Genomic DNA, 20,329 nt, shown 5'->3' with positions numbered 1-20,329 from the left:
ACTGCCTCGGACGTGCTGTTCCAAGCCTCGTCCTCGCGCCCGCCGGGCACATCGCCCGCGCGGGCACCCGCCCTGGTCCCGGAGGATGAGCCGTGGGCGTCCGGCTACTCCGCGGGAAGGAGGGCGGGGCGCCTGGATCCGTGCCGTGCTCACCGGCTCGTGAGCAGCTGCGGTGACAGGATCTTGATCATGGAGTCGGCCCAGCGGATCTGCCGGAGTGTCCGGGGGTGGCAGGCGGAGACCAGTTCGAGGAGCCCGTTGTCCCTGGTGGCCCGTGCGGCCTGGGCGAGCATCTCCCAGTAGAGGGAGTTGCCGGAGGCGGTCAGGCAGAGGTCGTGCAGGTCGTGCAGGAGCAGCAGTCCGGTCTCGGGACGGCGCGTGAGGGTGTCGGCGGCCACTTCGCGGAGGGTGGCCATGATGCCGTACGCCGGCCGGCCGGGCGTCTTCGACAGGTCCAGGCCGTAGTTGCGGCCGGTCTCGGCGATCCGGGCCCGGTGCTGGTGGGACCAGCCGGCCAGGTCGACGGCGACGTGGTGGAACTCGTGCTCGGTGTGGTGCCGTTCGGCGGCGGCCAGCAGGTCCTTCTCCAGCTTGCGCTCGCCGTGGTCCAGGGCGCGCAGGGTGAGCGTGATGCCGTTCACGGGCGGTCCTCCTGCCGGTCCCCGGTGTGGGTGGCGTGGGCCTGGGGTCCCCCCTCGGTCGGCGGGATGCCGTTCGGGTGGAGCGGTGCGGAGGCGGTGGTGGTCGGGGCGGGCGCGGGTGTGCCGTCGCCGTGCGCGAACAGGCGGACGCGGGCGGCGGCCGTCTTGAACAGCGGCTGTTTGGAGACCGGGTCCCAGTCGGTGATCGTGGTCTCGTTGGCGGCCCGGCCGGTGACCCGGTCCGGTGGCCGGTGGCCCGCCGGGGTGTCCCAGTAGCCGTAGTGGAAGGGCAGGAACACCGTGCCGTCGCGGATGGCGGTGACGCGCAGCCGGGCGCGGACCGCGCCGCGGGGCGTGGTGACCTCGACCAGGTCGCCTTCCGCGAGCCCTCGGGCGGCGGCTTCCGCGGCGGACAGCTCGGCCCACATCTCGGGCGCGGCGGCGTTGAGTTGGGGGACGCGGCCGGTCTTGGTGCGGGTGTGGAAGTGGTAGAGCGTGCGGCCGGTGGTGAGCTGGAGCGGGTAGTCGTGCGTGGTGATCTCGTGCGGGGGGAGGTACTCGGCGGGTTTGAGGACCGCCTTGCCGTCGGGGTTGAGGGAGCGGTACTCCACCGGTTCGGCGGTGGCTCCGGTGACCAGGTCCCTGCCGTAGCTCTCGCAGTGGTCGGGGTGGGCCCAGGTGATGCCGTCGGTGTAGAGGCGTTCGGTGCCGTCGGGGGCGTCGGGGGTGCAGGGCCACTGGATGCCGGACGCGCCGCGGAGGCGGTCGTGGCTGAGGCCGGTGTAGTCGCAGGGCCGTCCGGCGCTGCACCGCTGCCAGGCCTCGAACGCCGTCCGCGGGTCCCGCCAGGTGATCAGGGGGCCGCCGTCCTTGTCGCGGAAGTCCATCCTGGCGGCGTAGTCGAGGAGGATGTCCAGGTCGGGGCGGGCCTCGCCGGGCGGCTCGACCGCCTTTTCCGCCAGGTGCACGGTGCGGTCGGTGTTGGTGAAGGTGCCGGTCTTCTCGCCCCAGGTGGCCGCGGGCAGCACGACGTCGGCGAGTTGGGCCGTCTCCGTGAGGTACAGGTCCTGTACGACGGTGAACAGCCGCTCCTGTTCGAGGACGGACCGGATGCGGTTCAGGTCGGGCAGGGAGACGGCCGGGTTGGTGCCGGTGATCCACAGCATGCGGACGGAGCCCTGCTCGGCGTAGCGGAAGATCTGCAGGGCGTGGGTGGGCGGGGCGTAGTGCGGGATGGTCTCGGGTGTGACGTTCCACAGGCGGGCGAGTTCGGCGACGTGCTCCTCGTTCTGCCAGTTCCTGAAGCCCGGCAGGTCTCCGTCGGCGCCGCACTCGCGGGTGTTCTGCGCGGTGGGCTGCCCGTTCATCTGGAGCAGCCCGGCGCCGGGGCGGCCCAGCATGCCGCGGATCAGGTGCAGGTTGTTGACCTGGACGGCGGCGGCGGTGGCCTGGTGGGACTGGTAGACGCCCTGGAGCACGGTGGACAGCAGCCGCTCGGCACCGCCGAGGATCTCGCCGGCCTCCTCGATCGCGGCGGCCGGCAGGTCGCAGATCCGCGCGGCCCACCGCGGGGTGCAGTCCCTCACCCGGGCGGCGAGTTCCTCGTATCCGACGGTGTGGTCCCGTACGTAGTCGTGGTCGACCCGCTCGGTCCGGATGACCTCGTGCAGCAGGGCGTTGAGCAGGGCCACGTTCGTACCGGGCCGGGGCGCGAGGTGCACGGCGGCGCGGCGGGCCACGGGCGTGGGCCGTGGGTCCACGCAGATCAGCCGGGGCGGCTCGGGCCCCTCCAGCCGGTCCAGCATGCGCATCCACAGCACGGGCTGGGTCTCGGCGACGTTGTGCCCGAAGAGGGCGAGGACGTCGGCGTGGTCCACGTCCGTGCAGGACCCGGGCTGCCCGTCGCAGCCGAACGTCTCCTTCAGCGCCTCGGCGGCGGTCGAGGTGCACAGCCGGGTGTTGCCGTCCAGGTGAGGGGTGCCGATGCCGGCCCGGGCGATGACGGCGAGGGTGTAGTACTCCTCCAGGAACAGCTGCCCGGTGGTGTAGAAGCCGATGGACCCGGGTCCGCGCTCCCGGAGCAGTCGCCTGCTGTGGCTCACGATCCGCTCCATGGCGTGGTCCCAGTCGGTCTCCACCGGTCGCCCGCCCTCGCGGACCAGCGGCCGGGTGAGCCGGTCCGGGGAGGCGCCCGCCTGCCAGCCGAAGAGGTCCTGGGGCCCGAGCCGCCCTCTGTTGACCCGGTCCACGGCCCGCCCCCGCACCCCGACGATCCGCCCGCCGCGCACCGCGATGTCCATGGCGTCCCCGTGGGAGTGCAGCAGCGAGGCCGCCTGCACCCACCGCTCCACGTCGTCCTCGCCGACCCCGGCGGCCAGGTGGGTGTCGGTGCGTACGGGCCAGTCCGCGCCCGGCCCGTACGGCGTACGCACACCCCAGGGCTCGGCGATCCGGTCCACGGACCCGTCCATCACGCACCTCCGGCACCATCCGTAGGCGCCCCGAGTACCCGGCGGCACGCGTTCGGTACCGCCCTCGCACGAGACCGACGCCGTCCTCCCGCGCGCCGGCCGGCCCGGCTCGTCCAGGTGCGGATGTGCGCGGTGCGCAGGCCGGGCGGGGCCTGCGGCGAGAACGCGCCGGCCACGAAGGCGGCGGCCGCGCGGGCCCCGTGCCGCTCGTACTCGGCGAGCCGGGCCGGGATCTGCTGGGCCTCGGCCCCGGTCGCGCCGTGGGCCGGGCCGAGGCCGATCACCGACCGGACGGCGTGCGGGTGGCGGACGGCGAGCAGGTTGACCACCTGGAGAGGATGCCCGTGAGGATGCCGCCGCGCCAGTGCTTCTGGAGCGAGAACAGGAAGACCGCGAGCGGCATGGTGGACAGCGGGGCCCCGGTCAGTGCGCGCAGCGCGGCGACGGACACCCCAGACCGGTCTTCCGCCGTCAGGGCAGCACGGCGGCTTCCGCGCGCGACACAGCGACCTGCAGAGCGGCCAGCAGCGCGTCGCGGACCGAGCCCGTCTTCCGCGCGTCGAAGACGACCAGTGGTACGTGTTCGGCGATGTCCAGCGCCCACCGCACCTCCTTGAGGTCGTGCTCGACCTTCCCGTCGAAGGCGTTGACGGCGACCGCGAAGGGGACGTCCCGGTGCTCGAAGTAGTCCACCGCCGCATAGCAGTCGTCGAGTCGACGGGTGTCCACGATCACCAGGCTGGCGAGGGCGCCCTCCACCAGGTCGTCCCACATGAAGCCGAACCGGTCCTGGCCCGGGGTGCCGAACAGGTACAGCTTCAGTGTCGGGTCGATGGTCACGCGGCCGAAGTCCATCGCGACCGTGGTGGTGGTTTTGCCCGGGGTGTGGGTGAGGTCGTCCACTCCTGCCGCGACCTCGGTGATCGCGGCCTCCGTGGTCAGCGGTCGTATCTCGGATATCGAGGCGACGGCCGTGGTCTTGCCGACTCCGAAGCCGCCGGCGATGACCAGCTTGACCGGTGTCGGAGGCTGTTCAACTGGTGTCACGGAGTGTTCCCCGTGAGTCGGGAACGGCACGGAGACCATCGATAACCCTTCGCAGTACGGAGAGATCCTGGGCGATCGCGGCATTCGGCCGATGGACCGCGAGGTGCCCGGCGACACGCAGGTCCTCGACCAGCACGCGCACCACGTTGAGGTGCAGCCGTAGCCCGGCGGCGAGTTCCGCCACCGACAGCGGTCGTCGGCCGGCCGCGACGATGTCGTGGCGTTCGAAAGTGAGCGAGTTCAGGGCCAGGAGCCCGGCCGAGGTCGACACGATCTGGGTCTCCACCGGCATCGGCGGAAAGTCGCCGCCCGCCGACACCCGGCCGGTGGTCAGGAGGAACGGCCGGATCGCGGGGGCGCGGCGCCGCGGCTCCGCCGGGTCCTCGGGATTCTCTGCCGCCTCGTGCGATGGTCCGACGACGGACATCACGGTCCCTTCACGATGTGCCTGCACCCGTGCTCGGCCCGGGAAAGGTCAGCGGGCCGACGCCGTGCCGACACTGTTCTTCAGCTCCAGCACCAGTTGGGGGGTGAGCGCGGCCCCGGCCCGTTTGGCGAAAAGGGTCATGGCGTAGGCGATGTTGCCCAGCTTCGCGGCCTCGGAGGAGGTCACGATGCCGAGGACGGCACCTGCTCCGATGGCCGACACCAGCACATGGCCGTGCTCCAGGTCGAGGATGACCTTGTTGAGGGCGCCGAGACCGTAGTTTCCGGATGCGCCCGCGGCGAGGCTCGTCAGACCGGCCACGATCGCGGCGAGCCGTTCGGAGTCGGCCTGCTCACACTGCCGGGAGGTAGCGATCAGCAGACCGTCCGACGACACCGCGATGGCGTCGGACACACCGGCGGTGTCTGCGGCAAAACGTTCCAGCAGCCAGGTGAAATCGGCCGCGGCGGTCCGCAGGTCGGTCGGTTCCGGCTTCTCGGAACTCATGTCAGCTGTCGACGTGGGCACTGCCCGGCTCCTTCTGGGATTCCTGGTGCTGAGATGGTGCGGACCCCGTCGGAGCATGGTCGTAGTCCTGCTCCGCCCGGAGTACCGCGGCTTCGAACGCGTCGAGTTCCGAACGGACGGCCTCGGCGTCCAGGGGCTGCCGTGCGGCCGACGGTGTCCGGTCGACCGGGGTGGCGGTCCGGGCGAGTGTCGCTCCCCGCTGCCGCCGACGCAGCGGCCGGGAGGTACTCGGTGATGACGGTGTGTCCGGCGTGGCGTTCCGCTCCGCCTCGGTCCGCGCGGCGGGCTGTTCCACAGTGGCCGGCCCCGCGTCGGCGGGGGGCCTGACGCGCCGGGGCAGCTCACCGCGCGGCGACGGGGCCCCCTGCCGGTGCGGGCGGACGGTGGAAACAGCGGCCGGCGGGGGCGACGGGGCCGGCCCGGTGGTCTTCTCCTTCTCCGCCCTCGCCGACAACGGCGTCACGTTCGCGATCGGGCCCGCGGTCACGGGCTCCGGGGTGTCTGCGGGGCTCATGACCGACAGGAGCGCCGCGGGTACCCACACGGTGGCGGTGACGCCGCCGCCCGGTGTGCGGGTCAGGGTCACCCGCACACCCCAGCGCCGGGCGAGGCTCCCGACCACGAAGAGACCGAGTACCTCGGTCGGTGCGAGATCGAGCCGTTCCCGGCGGATCAGCCGGGCGTTCTCCTCGGCGAGGCGTCCGGGGTCCATGCCGAGGCCGTGGTCGATGATCTCGATCAGAGCGCCGCCGTCCTCGGCGATGTCGGCGCCGGGGCGGACCACCACCTCGACGGGAGTGTCGGAGGGGGAGAACGCGACCGCGTTCTCCAGCAGTTCGGCGAACATCAAGGTCAGGTCACCGATGACGTCGGGCACGACGGCGGACTCCGTCCCGGACCGCAGGGACACCCGCTCATAGCCCTCGATCTGGGCGAGCGAGGCCCGGACGACGTCGGCCAGCGGGATCGGCCGGGACTCGAAGCCGCTCTCCCGGACGCCGGCGAGCAGCATCAGACTGTCGGCGTTGCGCTGGAGGCGTACGGCGATGTGGTCGATGCGGTACAGCTGTTCGAGGAGTTGAAGGTCGGTCTCCTCCCTCTCCATCGCATCGATCAGAAACAGCTGGCGGGTCGTCAGGATGCTCACTCTGCGGCCGACGTTGCCGAACATCTCGGCCACGTTGCGGCGGCTCAGTACCTGTCGCTCCAGCAGCTGGGCCGCGGTCGTCTGTACCTGGTTGAACACCTCGGCCAGCCCACCGATCTCGTCGCGCACAGGGACGGGGATGGGCCGCGGCTGCAACCGGCTGATGTCGTCGGATTCGTCGTCCGCGACCCGGGCCAGTTCCTCGCCCGCCACGTCGACCACCTGCTGGGCGGCGTCGGTCAGGGCCACCAGGGGACGTACGACCGAGCGCCGGACCAGGACGGAGAAGGTCAGCCAGGCGACAAAGCCGAGTACGGCCAGACCGAGCAGGTACAGCGCGCCTCGCAGGGCGTTGGCGGAGTCGCTGTCGGCCTCGGCGGCGGTCTGCTCGATCAGTGACCGGGTGATGCCGAGGCGGGTCGCGGACTGGCGCGTCCCGTCGGCGATCGCACTGCGCAACTGCGCCGGTGTCTTGCCCTGCAGGGCCTCGGGATCGATCTGCAGCTGCGCGAAGGCGGCCTCGATGCCGTTCTGCTCGGCGCTGCGCTCGATGCCGTCCATGGCCAGCGCCTGAGCGGGTTCGGCGATCCGCTGGAACCGGCGGGACTGCTGGTCGTAGAGGGCGCGGGAGGCGACCGCGCGGTTGTACTCGTCGAGGGCGTTGGCGTCCCGGGTCTGCGCGGAGAACACCGCGCTCTCGAAGGACGCGTGGGCGGCGTCGGCGCGCAGCACCGTGTCGAGAAGTGCCGTGACCGTGGACGACGAGGTGCCGGAGTAACGGTCCAGACCGATGCCGTCGATCAGGTAGCCGACAGCGGAGGCGTAGGCGGGGTCGATGTCGGCGACGGCGACATAGCCGCGTTCGAGCCTGTCGCGCAGGACACCGAGGCCGCGGATGTAGTCGAGCGCCTGCACCTCCTCGCGCGGCAGGCCCGCGCCGAACGCCGAACGCACGGCGGTGACCTGCTTATCGGTGTTCCGCTCCGCCCGGCGGTAGTCGACGGTCGACGGCAGGGGGGCTCCGGGGCGGGCCGTTTCGTACTGCACGGAGAGCAGGAGCGCCTGCCGGTGTTCGGCCTGTACCTCGTTGATGAGCCGCGCGACCTGTTCGCTGTCGCGCACCAGGTCCGCTATTCGGCCCGCGTCCCGGGCCTGCCGGGCCTGGCTGTAGGCGCCGACTCCGAGAAGCACACCGACGGCCGCGATCGGAGCGATCACCAGGACGTTGAGCTTGCGGCGGAAGGGCCACCGGTCGAGGACGTTCGCCGCCTTGCGACCCGACCGCGAGTGCCGGTCGGTCGTCCCCGGTGGTTCGGGGGCGAGCGGCGGGTTCCGTCTGCTGGTGGACACCCGGGTCTCCTTCGACGATGAAATCACGCCAGTGTCTGAAAATCTGTGGCGTGAGCGTATCCGCAGGCGCAGCGACATCACAGGCTTATGATCATCAAAAATTGATTACGGATTTTTCACGTCCGATCGACACACCGTGATGTCCCGTCCACGATGGCCGTCGTGGCACCGCGCGCCGCCGACGAAAGTACTGCGCCGGGCGGAGGAATTGACGCGAACCGACCCGTTGAGCATGATTCCTCGGCAGCAAGCGTGCCGCCGCCCCTCCCACCCCGGGCCACCGCTCGGGACCGCCGCCACGCCGTGGTCCGCAGACCTGTCCGTACGAGGCGAAGCGGGCCCTTGTCACGGTGCCGCGCGCCGGAGCTGTCGCCCGCCCCGAAGTCCCTCCCCCCTCGCCCAGCCTCACCGCACCCTCATGCCCCGTGTTGGAGATCCCGTGCACCCCACCCGCAAGGCAGCCCTGACGGCGACCGCCCTCCTGGCCACCGTCACACTCGTCGCCGGCTGCGACAGCGGCACCGCGACCGCCGGATCCGTCGCCGCGGGCTCCGGTGACTCGGCCAAACCCGGCTGCCCCGGCACCCTCGCCCGGGTCAAGCAAGGCGTCAAGGCGGCCGAGGACGTCGACGCACCCTGGTCCGGACCGACCAACGGACCCGCGGTCGTCCCCGACCGGAACATCGTCTACATCGCGCAAACGCTCACCAATCCCGGTGTCGAGGGCGTCGCCAAAGGCGTCCAGGAAGCCGCCGGCATCATCGGCTGGCACGTCCGCACCATCAACGGCCAGGGCACGCCGGCAGGGCTCAAGAACGCCTTCGACCAGGCCCTCGCCCTCAAACCCGACGGCATAGTCATCGGCGGCTTCGATCCTTCCTCCACCGCCGAGCAGGTGGCACGGGCGGACGCCGCCCGCATCCCGCTGATCGGCTGGCACGCCGTCACCGCCCCCGGCCCCAGCAAGAACCCGAAGCTGTTCACCAACATCACCACACGGGTCGAGGACGTGGCGAGGCTCAGCGCCGACTGGATCATCGCGCAGTCCAACGGCCGTGCGGGCGTCGTGCTGTTCACCGACGCCACGATCCCGTTCGCGAAGCACAAGTCCGACCTGATCAAGAAGGAACTCGCCACCTGCTCCGGCGTGACGCTGCTGAGCTACGAGAACATCCCGATCCCCCGGGCCAACAGCCTTACCATCGACCGGGTCTCCTCCCTCGCCTCCCGCTTCGGCAACAGATGGACCTACTCCGCCGCCATCAACGACCTGTACTTCGGCTATGCGAGCTCCGCCCTGCGTGCGGCCGGAAAGGACGGTGCGGGAGCCCCATTCAACATCGGGGCCGGTGACGGCGCCCCGTCGGCCTTCGAGCGCATCAACGGCAGGGAGTTCCAGGCCGCCACCGTCCCCGAACCGCTGTCCGAGCAGGGCTGGCAGATCATCGACGAGTTCAACCGCGCCTTCGCGGGCAAACCGTCCAGCGGGTACGTGGCCCCCGTCCACATCACCACCACGGCCAACAGCGGCGGTGCGCCGTCCTGGGACTCCGAGGGCTACCGCGAGGCCTACCGCAAGATGTGGGACAAGTAGCCAGGCGCCGAATTCCGTCACCGCCTCCGGCAGTAGCGCTGCGACGCGTACGACGATGTCGCCGAGTGAGGCAACGCCGCCGGTATCGGTGCGGTCCTCGTCGAGTGCGCGGCGGCGGGCGGTTGCCGCGTCGAACAGGGCGCGGCCGTCGATGTCGTCGGCCAGGAAGCGGGGCGGGCGCTGGGTGACCCAGGTCAGCTCGGCGTCGTAGGCGAGGTCAGCGGCGATCTGTGCACCGGAGTTGCCACCGCCCACCACGATCACGCGACGGCCGGCGAAGTCCTGCGCTCGCCGGTATCCGACGGTGTGCAGCTGCCGACCGCCGAAGTCCCTGCGGCCGGGGACGGCGGGGAAGGGGCGCCACCAGGTGCCGGTCGCGCTGATCACCGCGCGGGCGGTCCAGGTGCCGGAGTCGGTCTCCACACGCAGGAGTTGGCCGTCTCTGTGGACGCCGCGGACACGCACGCCTCGCTCGACGGGAAGCTCGTATCGCTTCTCGTAGTCGGCGAGGTAGTCCACCACATGCTGCGCGTCGGGGTACGTCTTGCCGTTCTGAGATGGCATGAGGCGGCCGGGCAGTGAGGAGTACGCGGCCGGTGAGAACAGGGACAGGGAGTCCCAGGTGTGCTGCCAGGCGCCGCCCGGAGCGGCCTGGGCGTCGAGGATGACGAAGTCGAGACCTAGGCGGCGCAGGTGGTAGCCGGCGGCGAGGCCGGACTGGCCGCCGCCGATCACCACCACCTGGGAAGTACGCGTCACTCGGCGGCTTTGCGACCGGGCATGAAGATGAGGGCGACCAGTGCCAGCCCGACCACGGCGCCGACGAGTTGCATGCCGACGAACCCGACGAGCGAGCCGGGTGCGATGCCCGCGAAGGTGTCGGTGAAGGCTCGGCCGATGGTCACCGCCGGGTTGGCGAAGGACGTGGACGAGGTGAACCAGTAGGCGGCGCCGATGTAGGAGGCGACCGCGATGGGGGCGAAGCGCAGGCGGTCGGTGCGGGCCAGGCCGAAGATCAGCAGGATCAGCCCGGCCGTGGCGACGACCTCGCCGAGCAGCAGGTGGCCGGCGGAGCGGTCGTGGGTGGACCACTTCACCAGCGGCTCGCCGAACATCGCATCCGCCAGGACCGCACCCGCGATCGCGCCCATGATCTGGGCAGGGACGTACACGGCAGCCTCGCGCGAGGTGACGCCGGCGCCGCCGCGACGGGCGGTGAACCACTCGGCCAGGGTGACCACGGGGTTGAAGTGGGCGCCGGAGACCGGGCCGAGCAGGGCGATCAGCACGCCGAGGCCGAAGACGGTGGCCGTGGAGTTGGCCAGCAGCTGCAGGCCGACGTCCTTGGTCAGTTCGGTGGCCTGGATGCCGGAGCCGACCACGACCGCGACGAGCGCAGCCGTGCCGACCAGTTCGGCTGCGGCCCTGGCGAGCAGCGGAGGAGTCTGGGGCGGTGTGGCACCCGGGGCGGGCTGCGGCGCGGCGGCCGGGGCCATGGCGCCCTCTGTTCTGTCGTGCTCGGTGGCCTCGGTGGCCTCGGTGGCGGTCAACAGGACTCCTCGGTGCAGGTGGAACGGCGACAGGACGCGGCGATGGACGGGCGCCGGGGAAATCAGGGACAGGACCGCTTGACGTTGTTCTCGGCGGTGGCGCGCGCGGTCGCCGCGAGGTCGGCGAACTGACCGGCAAGCGAGGCGATGACGTCGGGCTTGAGCCGGTAGTAGGTGAACCGGCCGCATGGCTCCGTCTCCACGATCCCCGCCTCGCGCAGCACCTTCAGGTGGTTGGAGATGTTGGTCTGTCTGGCCCCCGTCTCCTCGATCAGGTGCGTGGAGCAGAGCGTCTCCTTGGCCAGCAAGGTGACGATCTGGAGGCGGAGCGGGTCGGCCAGGACCCGCAACAGATCAGTGTCGACTGACGTCAGCATGGACTGATACTCTCACATCACTCCCAGCTGATACCAGCATGGAGTGATCCTTGGGACCCGCATCCCAGCACGAGTGGGGACCCACGCCCGAAGGGGGGTTCCCATGACCGCATCCCCGCCCCCCGTCCTGCCCGACGAACGCCTCGCGACGGGTACCGCCCGGCTCGCGGTGCGCTGTCGCGGGCACTTCTCCCCGGAGACCATCCAGCGCCTGATCATCGACTCCTACGAGCGCCTCGCCGAGCACGCCCGCGTCCGCACGCACCTGGTTGTGCTGGCCGAGCACCTCGCCACAGAACGGCTGGATGCGCTGGCTCACATCGAGGGTGCGCCGGGCAGCGGCCTGCCGCGGGTGCTGTTCGTGTGCAGCCACGACGCCGGCCGCTCGCAGATGGCCGCCGCACTCCTCGCTCACCGGGCCGGCGGCCACGTGGTCGTGTCGTCCGCCGGTACACAACCGGCCGGTGAGGTCGAGCCGGTTGTCGCGCAGGTGCTGACCGAGGCGGGTGTCGACCTGGCGGAGGCGTTTTTGAAGCCGCTGACCGACGAGGCCGTGCAGGCAGCCGACATCGTCATCACGAGGGGCCGCGGCGACGCCTGTCCCGTGCTGCCGGGCCGCCGCTACCTGGACTGGCCGGTCACGGACCCCGAGGGCGCCCCGGTCGCCGTCGTACACGGCATCCGCGACGAGATCGACCCCCACATCACCGAACTGCTCGCCTGCCTGCCGAGCACCTGAAGCCACCCCCCTGCAACCTCTTGATCCGCTTACGAAGGAAGAACCGATGTCCTCCAGCCCGCTCGCCTCCGTGCTGTTCGTCTGCGTCCACAACGCCGGCCGCTCGCAGATGGCCGCCGGATTCCTCTCCCACCTCGCGGGCGACCGGATCGAGGTCCGCTCCGCCGGCTCCATCCCGGGCGACCAGGTCAACCCGGCCGCGGTCGAGGCCATGAAGGAAGTCGGCGTCGACATCTCCGCTGCCAAGCCGAAGATCCTCACCACGGAGGCTGTCCAGGCGTCCGACTACGTCATCACCATGGGCTGCGGCGACGCCTGCCCGATCTTCCCCGGCAAGAAGTACCTCGACTGGGCGCTGGAAGACCCGGCCGGCAAGGGCGTCGAGGCCGTCCGCCCCATCCGCGACGAGATCAGGACCCGCATCGAGGCCCTGATCGCCGAGATCGAAGCCCAGCAAGAGGCGTGACCTCAGCGACCGATACCGGCATACGCGAGGTCATCGTCGTTGGCGGCCACCGGGTTCGCGTGCGCGGGGCTGGTGGCGCGGCTGCACCGGGCCGGGTACCTCGCGGTGCCCAGCCCGGTTCCGGTGCCGGGGTGAGGCGGTAGGCGTCAGTGGTGGGCCCCGTGCAGCGGGTCGTGCCGGTGGTCGTGGCTGTGCCACCAACTGGTTCCGACTCGCGTGGCATCGGCGAGACGGGGGTGGTCGTCGTCGAGGTCGGCGTGTTCGTGCTCGACGACGACCACCGCCTGACAGCCGGTCGCGGCGAACGGCCCCGTGCTCCGGAGGTTACGGAGTACCCCCGGTCTGCCGCCCCCCTCGCCTGCCTCCGTCCCCGCAGGGCAGCGTCGACAAGACACCTCCGAGGCGGCCACTTCCGTTTCCCTGCGTCCCATCAGCGTCCCGACTCGGGCACTCAGCCCTCGGGAAGACGCCACCCGCCAATGACCTCTCCGGCATCAATGGAGCGCATCCGTATCCGCCCTGTCAGCCGAGGACGTAGGTCTCGTCACCGAAATCAGCGACGATCTTCAACTTGCCGCCGAGTGCCTTGACGTAGGCGGCGAGGGTGTCGACCTCGCTGCGCTCCAGCTGGCCCTTCTCGATGCGTGAGACGCGGGCCTGGGTGACACCCATGGCTTCGGCAACCTGAACCTGTGTGGTGTGCTGCCGCTTCCGCGACTCGGCGAGGCGGTGCACACGGGAGGCCAGGACCATCGCCTGCGCCCCCTTCTGAATCTGGTCCTTTTCGGCATCGGTGAAGGCGAAACCCTCGGTCAGTTCTCCCCAGGAGACAGCCTGCGGGTCCTTGAGGTGATCAGTCATCGCGCCCCGTCCTCTCCATCGATTCGCTTCAGATGCTCCGCGTACGCCTGCTCCGCCTGAGGCACCGCGACGCGATACCAGCCGGACCAGTTGCCCGCCTTGTCACCACCGACCAGGATCACTGCCTGGCGAAGAGGCCGATGACGACCCCCGCAGGGCCGTTTCCTCGTCAGGTAGTTCCCGAGCCCCCCGGACCGCGAACCAGACGTACCGGCGGCCGTGCCGCCCTCGCTGCCGGCCCGGTATTCGACTGGCCGCGAGGGGATGTCGATCCCTTGTCCACACGACAGGTGTATGCAGACAGCGAACCGCCTCAGAGACACCGTCGGCCAAGACCCGGCTACGCCGCCCCGGCCCCTGTACGGCCCCTGGGTTTCGTCATCAACCTCAAGGCAGCGACCCGGACGCCGAGCGACACCTTGGACCATCTACTCCGTCGCAGGCCAGAAGGGCTACAGCTCCCCGGCCACCACCCGACTCCAAACCCACGAGCAGCGGATTCAGTCCGTTCAGGCCAAGTTGGCGATCCGACGGGACAAATTGAACGTTTCCGCAGGTCAGGGGCCTACACAAGTGGGGCGGGTGGGACTCGAACCCACGACCGACGGATTATGAGTCCTTTGAAGATCTTGGCGACCCTTGTCAACGAGTGCCAATCTTGGCCGTTTTCGCAGGTCAGGCGCGTTTTGGCGCCTCAGTCATTATCGGCCCTTGCCGGTCTTTTCCGATCCTTGTGTCCAACCTGCGTCCAGAACGCGTCCCGGATGAACACCCTCCACCCCATCCCATGGACCCTTTCCCCCGAGATTCAGACCTCACCTGACACCCGGTCGAGCAGCTCGGCTGCGAGGCGTACGTCCACGTCCAGCGGGCGGTCGGGGTCGATCGGAAGGAGTGCGTCGGTCAGCCGGGAAAGAAACGCGGCGCAGGCCGGAGCCTTGGGGCGACGGGCGCCGACGTACGCGGCCTGGCGTAGTGCGAGGGCCAGTGAACCCTGCACGAGCCGAAGCAGCTCAGCCTGGTCCAGGGCGTTGAGCGCCGCCTGGGTACCGAAGGGGACGATGTCCTGATTGTGCCCGTTGGTCGGCAGGCTCTGAACCGACGCCGGCGTCGCGGTGCGCCGCATCTGGGCGATCATCGCGGTGGCCGCCAACTGCACACCCTGCACAGCATGCTGACGGCCTGGATCAGGGGCCAGCATGGGGGGCAGGCCACCATTTCGCTGGGGATCGACCAGCAGGTCGAGTTGACGCTCGGCCAGGTTTCCGACCTGGACGGCGACCAAAGTGAGCAGGTCTGCCGCAAAGGCGACAGGCTGGCCGAAGAAGTTGCCCCCGTGCGCTATTTCCCCCGTTTCCGGGAAACACAACGGGTTGTCGCTGATCCCGCCCAGATCGTCGCCGATCATTTCCCCGGCGTGCCGCAGGGCGGCGCCGGCGGCACCCAGCAGCTGTGGGGCGCAGCGGATGCTGTACGGCTCCTGCAGGGGGCGCTGCCCGGTCGGTACGGTTCCGCCGAGCAGATCACGCAAGGTGGCTCCGACGCGTACAGCGTCGGGGTGGCCGTAGACGTCCAGCATGGCTGGTGACCCCGCTCGCACCCACGGAGCCGAGTCGGGGTACAGCGGGTGAGAAGTCCGTACGCAGGACCGTGGCGAGGAAGTCCAGGACCCCGGGGGTGACCGCCGAGTGCCCGCGAGAGTGAGGCCAGGCGCACCAGCAGCATGGCCCGCACTACGGGCGACGGCAGATCATCGCCCTGACCGCAGGTGAGGTGGGCGAGCACGTTGTCGCACTGGTCGGCCGCCTCTGTCCGGCCTTTGTATCCGACGAGGGGCCCGAACCCGGTACTGGCTCCGTAGACCACCGCTCCGGAGTCGAGGCGCTGGGCGAGGAAAGCGTGGCACTCGGCGACGCGGACACGCGCCTCGGAGGCCACGACGACGTCGATCGGTCCCGCGGCACGTTCGAGGTCGGCGGGTGTGAGTCGAGTGGGGAGGGTGAGAACGCGAGCGGCCTGTTCGTTGCGCGGCATCATGTGACCGTCCGTCGAGTCGGGGTGCGGTCCGGTCGACCGTACAAGCGGGTCCCGCCTGGCACTGGCGTGTCGGAAAGCGCGACACAAACCCGCAATGTCAGCCCGTTTTGCCCGTGTTTACAAGGTCATTTGTTGATCAAAAATGAAGTTTTCATTGCTCCGCATTTCAACCACATGTGATCCATTCACAGGATCGCTGCCCCATGCAAGGATTCTTTCGTCCGGGGGTCGCCTGCCTGCCCGAAGGGAATCATCCCCTTGATACATTCAGGCCTGGAAGAAACATTCCATTTATCCGAGGCGCATGCGGAAAGATTGCGCCTGACTGATGGAAAGTTCACCGATGAGTTAGTCTCTGAAAGCCAGCAGAGAAAACTGGCGAGCCTGTGGGAGCGTGCTACACAGAGCCCTTACTACTCGTCACAAAAAGCGGTCGGAGAAAAGTCACTGGAAGCTCTCCCGGTGACGCCGAAGGCCGCGCTCAAGAAGGACCCGTCGAATTTCCTGCGACGCACCGATACCCCGTACCACAAGTATTACGAGACCTCGGGTTCCACTGGTGTTCCGACCCCTACTCCCCGGTTGGTGGAGGACTCGATATGGAACACCGTCTCGGTCGCCACGCTCTGGAGTCGGGTGCTGAGCCCGGGTGACCGGGTCGCCGCGCTGCTGCCGTCCGATGTGGCGCCCGTGTGCGACCTGGTGTCCGGCGCGGCGGAGTATCTGGGGTGCACCATGCTGCGGGCCTACCCCTTCACGCAGGGCATCTGCGACTGGGACCGACTGGAATCTCTGTTCGACGGCTATCGGCCCCAGCATGTGTTCGCGGCCCCCGGCGTGATCCTTCAGTGGACGCGCCTGCTGAAGCGGCGCGGAAGACTCGCCCAGGTCCGAGCCGGCGTCGAGTCGCTGATGTTGCTCGGCGAAGTGAGCAGCCGGTCACTGCGGGCGCGCCTCGCCGAGATCTGGGACGCGCGGGTGATCGACGTGTCGTACGGCAGCACGGAGACCGGGACCATCGCCGCCGGCTGTGAACAGGACCGGCTGCACCTGCTGTTGCAGAGCCACGTGGTGGAAGTGCTGGACGGCGACCGCCTGTCGGCAGCCGAGCCGGGTTGCACCGGAGAGTTGGTGGTCACCACACTCAACAACTACGCCCGGCCGCTGCTCAGGTACGCGACCGGCGACCTGATCACGGTGGGCAGCGGACAGGACTGCGGATGCGGACTGGGCCTGCCCGTGGTGACCGTCCACGGCCGGAACACGGAGGGCGTGACGGTCAGCGGTGTTCCACTGTCCGCGGGCGCCATCGAGGAGATCGTCTATTCGGCGGTCGGCGTGACGGGTTACCTGGTGCAGCTCAAGCGCCCCGAGGGCATCTCCGCCCGGCTGGTCCTGGAGCAGGACGTCGACTTCTCCGGCGATCCGGAAGAACTCCACGAGACACTCCGGAAAGAATTCGCCGGAATAGGCATCGAATGGACACAGATCGTCTCCGTGGAGGAGCTTCCGTCAGTGAACAAGTCCGGCGGCAGCCAGAAGAACTGGAAACGCACCAATATCCAGTGGGTGGGGTAGGAAATTGCTTTTCGACGCGTTACGGACATCTGACGGCGGGGCTCGGCAGGGCGGTGCGGACCTGTGGTGCACCTATGCGGCCGTCCGTACCCTGACATGGCTCGGCGAAAAGCCGACGGATCCAGAGGGAACAGCACGTTTCCTTCTCTCCGCACAGAACTCGGACGGCGGATACGCCTGGCAAAAGGGTCTGGCGTCGGACGTCTGGGCCACCTACTACTGCACGCAGGCGCTCACCGACCTCGGTACTGGTATTCCGTCCCGGCCCGAGCTGGAACAGTGGCTCGCCACCGCCCGGGACGCGTCCGGCGGCTTCGCGATGACCCCCGGACAACGGGCCGATGTATGGGCCACCTACTACGCCGCCCGCACCTATGCCGAGATCCTCGGCACCGACATCCCCCAGCGGGACGAGTTGCGGAGCTGGCTCGCCGGACTGCAGCGGCCCGACGGCGGTCTCGGCTGGTATCCGGGATCTACGGACTCGGATGTACGCGCGTGCTACTACGCGGCGACCGCCTGGAGGGCCGGCTTCGGTGACGCCCCACCACCATGGGATCTGCCCGCGCTGGTCGGCTGGCTCAACGGCCGTCAGACACCCACGGGCGGGTTCGTCTTCCACGAGTCGGCCCATGCGGACGACCTATGGGCGACGTTCCGAGGCGTGCGCGCCCTGGCGGCGCTCGGGACAAGTCCCGGCCGGGAGGCGGACTGCGTCGACTGGATCACCGCTCGGCAGTCCCCGGGTGGGTCCTTCACTCGCTGGGACGACTACCCCGATGCCGACGTGTGGGCGGCGTTCAGCGCGGTCGGTGCTCTGCAGACGCTCGGTCGCGGCCCGCGCGACAGCGGCGCGGTGGTCGCCTTCCTGAAGGAATGCGAGCTGCCGGAAGGCGGCTTCACCTACCGTCCTGTTTCCTCCGCCGGGGACAGCCTGGCCACCTCCGCGCTCTTGCTGGCGCAGTCGGCAACGGGGGTGGACGAACCGTCGGAGGCTCCGGCGCACTGGCTGCACGCGGCCCATCTGCCGTACGAGGACGGCGTGATGTACATGCCTGGGCGGGGAGCGGAGGTCCGTTGCACCCTGTGGGCGGTGTCCGCGCTCGCCACGGCGGATCAGAAACAGCTCGACGCGGAGCGGCTGGTGTCCTGGCTGCGGCAGTTGCAGAACAGCGACGGAGGCTTCGGTTACTGGCACGGCCGTGCGTCGGACATGGTGGCGACAGTGTCGGCCGTCGACATCCTTGCGGGCCTCGGCCGCCGCACTGACGAACTGGACGCCTCCGCCTTGCGCGCCTTCCTCGATTCGTGCCGGGCCGAAACCGGCTATCGCTACTCCCCGGGCGCCGCCGTGACCGCCTCGACCACCGCGCAGGGACTGAGACTGCTGCACCGGCTGAACGGCACGACCGGCGGCACGGCGGAAGACCCACGCAAGGCAGCCGACCTTCTGCTGTCGCCATACGCCTCGCGGCTGGGGGGCTACGGCGCGACGTCACGTTCCGTCCCGGACCTGGTCTCCACCTACCAGGTCGTCCTGACGCAGCAGACCCTCGGCCTCGCCGTGGACCAGCCCGCGCTGGACCGTTTCCTGGACCGAGTACGGCTGGCCGACGGGGGCTACGCCTGGAGCCCGCTCGGCAATCGCAGTGGCGGCCCGCTCGCCACAGCCCTCGGAACGCTGCTGGTGAGGGACACCCCACTCCCTGCGCTCAACCTGTGAACCTCCCGCCCGCCCCGAGCGACCTTGGCCCCGCGCCCGTTTCGAAGGACAGTCATGCCCACTATCGCGGTCGACACCTCCGTGGACGATCCCGCTCTGCGCAAGCACTTCACCAAGAGCATCAGCCTCTGGCTACGTGCGCAGGACGTCGACATCAACCACGTCATCACCCGATTCACCCACGCACAGGAAGGTGACCTCTTCAGCGGCCCGTTCCCTCTGGCAGCGGATTTCGCGTTCGTACGCCTCACTGTCGACCACTCCCGCAGCGAAACGTTCCGGCAGGAACTCGCACGCCGCGTCGTACAGGAACTTCGTCCGCGTATCAGGCCCGACCGCATCTTCGTTCAGTTCGATCTGGTCGACCCCCGACTCCACGTCACCGGTGCGTCCCTCGTCGAAACAGCCGAAGGAGCAGTCCATGAGTAACCCCGACCAGGCTCTGCGCGCGGAGGTGAGGACAGCCGTCGGGGAGATCCTGAAGGTCACCCTCGACCCGTCCCAGGACGACCAGCCCCTCAGCGTCCTTTACGAGCACTACGACAGCCTCGCAGTCATCGACTCCGTCGGCGTGGTCGAGCAGCGCACAGCAGTCTCCATCGACCTCGTCGAGGACGACCTCAGAGTGACCTTCGCCAGCGTCACGTCGATCGTCGGCCTGGTCAGCCGCAAGCGGGCGGCTGCCTCGGTCTTGGAGAGCGGGTTCTGATGGCCGCCCCTCCCGCGGCCCGGCCCGCCCCGCAGCCTGCCCGGTTGGACCCTCAGGAGTGCCTCGACGGGGTGCTGTCGGCTCAGGAGACGCCGGTGGGCGCGGTGGTCGACTGGTCACGGCTGCGTGTCCTCGACCCCGGGGACCTGCTCGCGCTGCTCCCGGCCGAGGTCCCCTTCGCCACCTCCGGGTCGACCGGGCCGCCGGCTGTGTGGCTGCGCGGGCGGGGCCAACTCGTGGCCGAGACCGCCGAGCTGGCCCGCGCGCTCGCCGGTGCCGAACCGGACGCACTCGTCGTCCACGCACCGCTGCACCACCTCTACGGCATGCTTTTCGGAGCCCTGCTGCCGACACTGCTGGGCCGTCCTGCCTACTACACGCACACCACCGATCCGCTCCCGCGCTCGGCTCGACGGCTGCTCGTCGTCGGGGTCCCGTCGTCGTGGTGGCGCTTCGACCGCGCCCCCGCGGAACTGTCACGCTACGAGCGACTGACGGTCACCCACAGCACTGGACCGCTGCCATCGGCGGCCCACCGGGTGAGAGACCGCCGGCCCGAGCTCGGACTGTTCGAAGTGCACGGCTCGACCGAGACCGGAATGGTCGGACGACGTACGCACGAGCACGACGACTGGACGCTCGCCCCGGACGTGTCCCTGGCCGACCCCTCGGTGCCGGGCCAACAGGCGCTGCTGGCGGTGCGCAGCCCTCGGCTGGCCAGGCCGGCGGGCGGCGACTTTCCCTCGGAGCACGTCCTGGACGACGTGGTGGAGACGGTCGACGCCCGTACCTACCGGCTCGTCGGACGAGGCGGCAAGACCGTGAACATCAATGGCCGGAGAGCCGACCTGCGCGCCATTGAGGCCACTCTGCGGACAGCGGTGCCCACAGCGGCACCCGTCTGTCTCCTCGTCGACGATCCGGTGCGTGGCGAGTGGTACGAGGTTCGCACACACGGTGGGCCCCCGGAGCGGCAAGCCGTCGAGGAGGCCGCCCTCCGGCTGCTGCCTCCGTGGCAAGCACCACGCGCCGTCCTCATGACAGCCCGACCCTCGGCTACCTGACGCACCGGCACGACACCCGC

20 protein-coding genes and 2 pseudogenes are annotated in these 20,329 nt (G+C 69.8%); 8 read left to right on the top strand and 14 right to left on the bottom strand.

Features of this window, described 5'->3' with window-relative positions:
• Positions 1-149 precede the first annotated feature (149 nt).
• From ABZX30_RS22080 to ABZX30_RS22050, 7 genes are all read right to left on the bottom strand, one after another.
• Complete coding sequence (locus ABZX30_RS22080; RefSeq protein WP_355935851.1) at positions 150-641, bottom strand: hypothetical protein; 492 nt, start codon at positions 639-641, stop codon at positions 150-152.
• Positions 638-3,112 (bottom strand): nitrate reductase, encoded by a 2,475-nt coding sequence (locus tag ABZX30_RS22075; protein WP_355935849.1) that lies wholly within the window; start codon positions 3,110-3,112, stop codon positions 638-640. Before ABZX30_RS22075 ends, ABZX30_RS22080 begins: the two co-directional genes overlap by 4 nt.
• On the bottom strand, positions 3,112-3,441 hold the full coding sequence (locus ABZX30_RS22070; RefSeq protein ID WP_355935846.1) for a hypothetical protein: 330 nt from the start codon (positions 3,439-3,441) through the stop codon (positions 3,112-3,114). The genes ABZX30_RS22075 and ABZX30_RS22070 overlap by 1 nt, the downstream gene beginning before the upstream one ends.
• Before the next feature lie 142 nt (positions 3,442-3,583).
• Positions 3,584-4,198 carry an ATP/GTP-binding protein gene (locus ABZX30_RS22065; protein ID WP_355935843.1) on the bottom strand — a complete coding sequence of 205 codons (615 nt, stop codon included), beginning with the start codon at positions 4,196-4,198 and terminating at the stop codon, positions 3,584-3,586.
• On the bottom strand, positions 4,146-4,586 hold the full coding sequence (locus tag ABZX30_RS22060; protein WP_355935841.1) for a DUF742 domain-containing protein: 441 nt from the start codon (positions 4,584-4,586) through the stop codon (positions 4,146-4,148). The genes ABZX30_RS22065 and ABZX30_RS22060 overlap by 53 nt, the downstream gene beginning before the upstream one ends.
• A gap of 48 nt (positions 4,587-4,634) precedes the next feature.
• Positions 4,635-5,093 (bottom strand): roadblock/LC7 domain-containing protein, encoded by a 459-nt coding sequence (locus ABZX30_RS22055; protein ID WP_355935839.1) that lies wholly within the window; start codon positions 5,091-5,093, stop codon positions 4,635-4,637.
• A 1-nt stretch (position 5,094) separates the two neighbouring features.
• On the bottom strand, positions 5,095-7,611 hold the full coding sequence (locus ABZX30_RS22050) for an ATP-binding protein (RefSeq protein WP_355935836.1): 2,517 nt from the start codon (positions 7,609-7,611) through the stop codon (positions 5,095-5,097).
• A gap of 439 nt (positions 7,612-8,050) precedes the next feature.
• On the opposite strand from ABZX30_RS22050, the gene ABZX30_RS22045 reads away from it, so the two are divergent.
• Complete coding sequence (locus tag ABZX30_RS22045; RefSeq protein ID WP_355935834.1) at positions 8,051-9,205, top strand: substrate-binding domain-containing protein; 1,155 nt, start codon at positions 8,051-8,053, stop codon at positions 9,203-9,205.
• Between the two features lie 51 nt (positions 9,206-9,256).
• Here ABZX30_RS22045 and ABZX30_RS22040 read toward each other — a convergent pair.
• From ABZX30_RS22040 to ABZX30_RS22030, 3 genes and pseudogenes are all read right to left on the bottom strand, one after another.
• Positions 9,257-9,964: pseudogene (locus tag ABZX30_RS22040) on the bottom strand (FAD-dependent oxidoreductase); the annotation flags it as partial.
• The gene (locus tag ABZX30_RS22035) at positions 9,961-10,701 is read right to left on the bottom strand and encodes an MIP/aquaporin family protein (RefSeq protein ID WP_355935911.1); all 741 of its coding nucleotides are present in this window, start codon (positions 10,699-10,701) and stop codon (positions 9,961-9,963) included. The pseudogene ABZX30_RS22040 and the gene ABZX30_RS22035, both read right to left, overlap by 4 nt.
• A 116-nt stretch (positions 10,702-10,817) precedes the next feature.
• On the bottom strand, positions 10,818-11,132 hold the full coding sequence (locus ABZX30_RS22030) for a metalloregulator ArsR/SmtB family transcription factor (RefSeq protein ID WP_355935831.1): 315 nt from the start codon (positions 11,130-11,132) through the stop codon (positions 10,818-10,820).
• 103 nt (positions 11,133-11,235) lie between these two features.
• On the opposite strand from ABZX30_RS22030, the gene ABZX30_RS22025 reads away from it, so the two are divergent.
• Together ABZX30_RS22025 and ABZX30_RS22020 are read left to right on the top strand one after the other, a co-directional pair.
• The gene (locus ABZX30_RS22025) at positions 11,236-11,871 is read left to right on the top strand and encodes a three-helix bundle dimerization domain-containing protein (protein WP_355935829.1); all 636 of its coding nucleotides are present in this window, start codon (positions 11,236-11,238) and stop codon (positions 11,869-11,871) included.
• 46 nt (positions 11,872-11,917) lie between these two features.
• On the top strand, positions 11,918-12,337 hold the full coding sequence (locus ABZX30_RS22020; RefSeq protein ID WP_355935826.1) for an arsenate reductase ArsC: 420 nt from the start codon (positions 11,918-11,920) through the stop codon (positions 12,335-12,337).
• Positions 12,338-12,483: 146 nt separating this feature from the next.
• Here ABZX30_RS22020 and ABZX30_RS22015 read toward each other — a convergent pair whose 3' ends face one another.
• The 4 genes and pseudogenes from ABZX30_RS22015 to ABZX30_RS22000 all read right to left on the bottom strand — a co-directional run bounded on the left by ABZX30_RS22015 (position 12,484) and on the right by ABZX30_RS22000 (position 15,232).
• Positions 12,484-12,618, bottom strand: coding sequence for a hypothetical protein (locus ABZX30_RS22015; protein ID WP_355935823.1), 135 nt, complete (start codon positions 12,616-12,618; stop codon positions 12,484-12,486).
• A 241-nt stretch (positions 12,619-12,859) separates the two neighbouring features.
• Positions 12,860-13,198 carry an XRE family transcriptional regulator gene (locus ABZX30_RS22010; protein ID WP_355935821.1) on the bottom strand — a complete coding sequence of 113 codons (339 nt, stop codon included), beginning with the start codon at positions 13,196-13,198 and terminating at the stop codon, positions 12,860-12,862.
• Positions 13,199-14,006: 808 nt separating this feature from the next.
• Positions 14,007-14,777: an aromatic amino acid lyase gene (locus tag ABZX30_RS22005; RefSeq protein ID WP_355935818.1), complete on the bottom strand. Its 771-nt coding sequence runs from the start codon at positions 14,775-14,777 to the stop codon at positions 14,007-14,009.
• Positions 14,722-15,232: pseudogene (locus ABZX30_RS22000) on the bottom strand (aromatic amino acid lyase). The gene ABZX30_RS22005 and the pseudogene ABZX30_RS22000 overlap by 56 nt, the downstream one beginning before the upstream one ends.
• Positions 15,233-15,550: 318 nt before the next feature.
• Between ABZX30_RS22000 and ABZX30_RS21995 the strand changes: the two are divergent.
• The 5 genes from ABZX30_RS21995 to ABZX30_RS21975 are packed head-to-tail and all read left to right on the top strand — an operon-like array spanning position 15,551 to position 20,309.
• The gene (locus ABZX30_RS21995; RefSeq protein ID WP_355935815.1) at positions 15,551-16,813 is read left to right on the top strand and encodes an AMP-binding protein; all 1,263 of its coding nucleotides are present in this window, start codon (positions 15,551-15,553) and stop codon (positions 16,811-16,813) included.
• Positions 16,814-16,817: 4 nt separating this feature from the next.
• Positions 16,818-18,536 carry a prenyltransferase/squalene oxidase repeat-containing protein gene (locus tag ABZX30_RS21990; RefSeq protein ID WP_355935812.1) on the top strand — a complete coding sequence of 573 codons (1,719 nt, stop codon included), beginning with the start codon at positions 16,818-16,820 and terminating at the stop codon, positions 18,534-18,536.
• 54 nt (positions 18,537-18,590) lie between these two features.
• The gene (locus tag ABZX30_RS21985) at positions 18,591-18,965 is read left to right on the top strand and encodes a hypothetical protein (RefSeq protein ID WP_355935809.1); all 375 of its coding nucleotides are present in this window, start codon (positions 18,591-18,593) and stop codon (positions 18,963-18,965) included.
• A complete protein-coding gene (locus tag ABZX30_RS21980; RefSeq protein WP_355935807.1) occupies positions 18,958-19,245 on the top strand; it encodes a hypothetical protein in 288 nt (95 codons plus the stop codon). The genes ABZX30_RS21985 and ABZX30_RS21980 overlap by 8 nt, the downstream gene beginning before the upstream one ends.
• Positions 19,245-20,309, top strand: a complete 1,065-nt coding sequence (locus ABZX30_RS21975) for a class I adenylate-forming enzyme family protein (RefSeq protein ID WP_355935805.1) — start codon at positions 19,245-19,247, stop codon at positions 20,307-20,309. The genes ABZX30_RS21980 and ABZX30_RS21975 overlap by 1 nt, the downstream gene beginning before the upstream one ends.
• The last annotated feature ends 20 nt before the right edge of the window (positions 20,310-20,329 follow it).

The sequence above is a fragment of the Streptomyces sp. NPDC004542 genome (assembly GCF_040610035.1).
In the GTDB taxonomy this organism is placed as follows: Bacteria; Actinomycetota; Actinomycetes; order Streptomycetales; family Streptomycetaceae; genus Streptomyces.
Note: the sequence above shows the minus strand (reverse complement) of the source record. Positions and strands in the feature narration are given on the sequence as shown.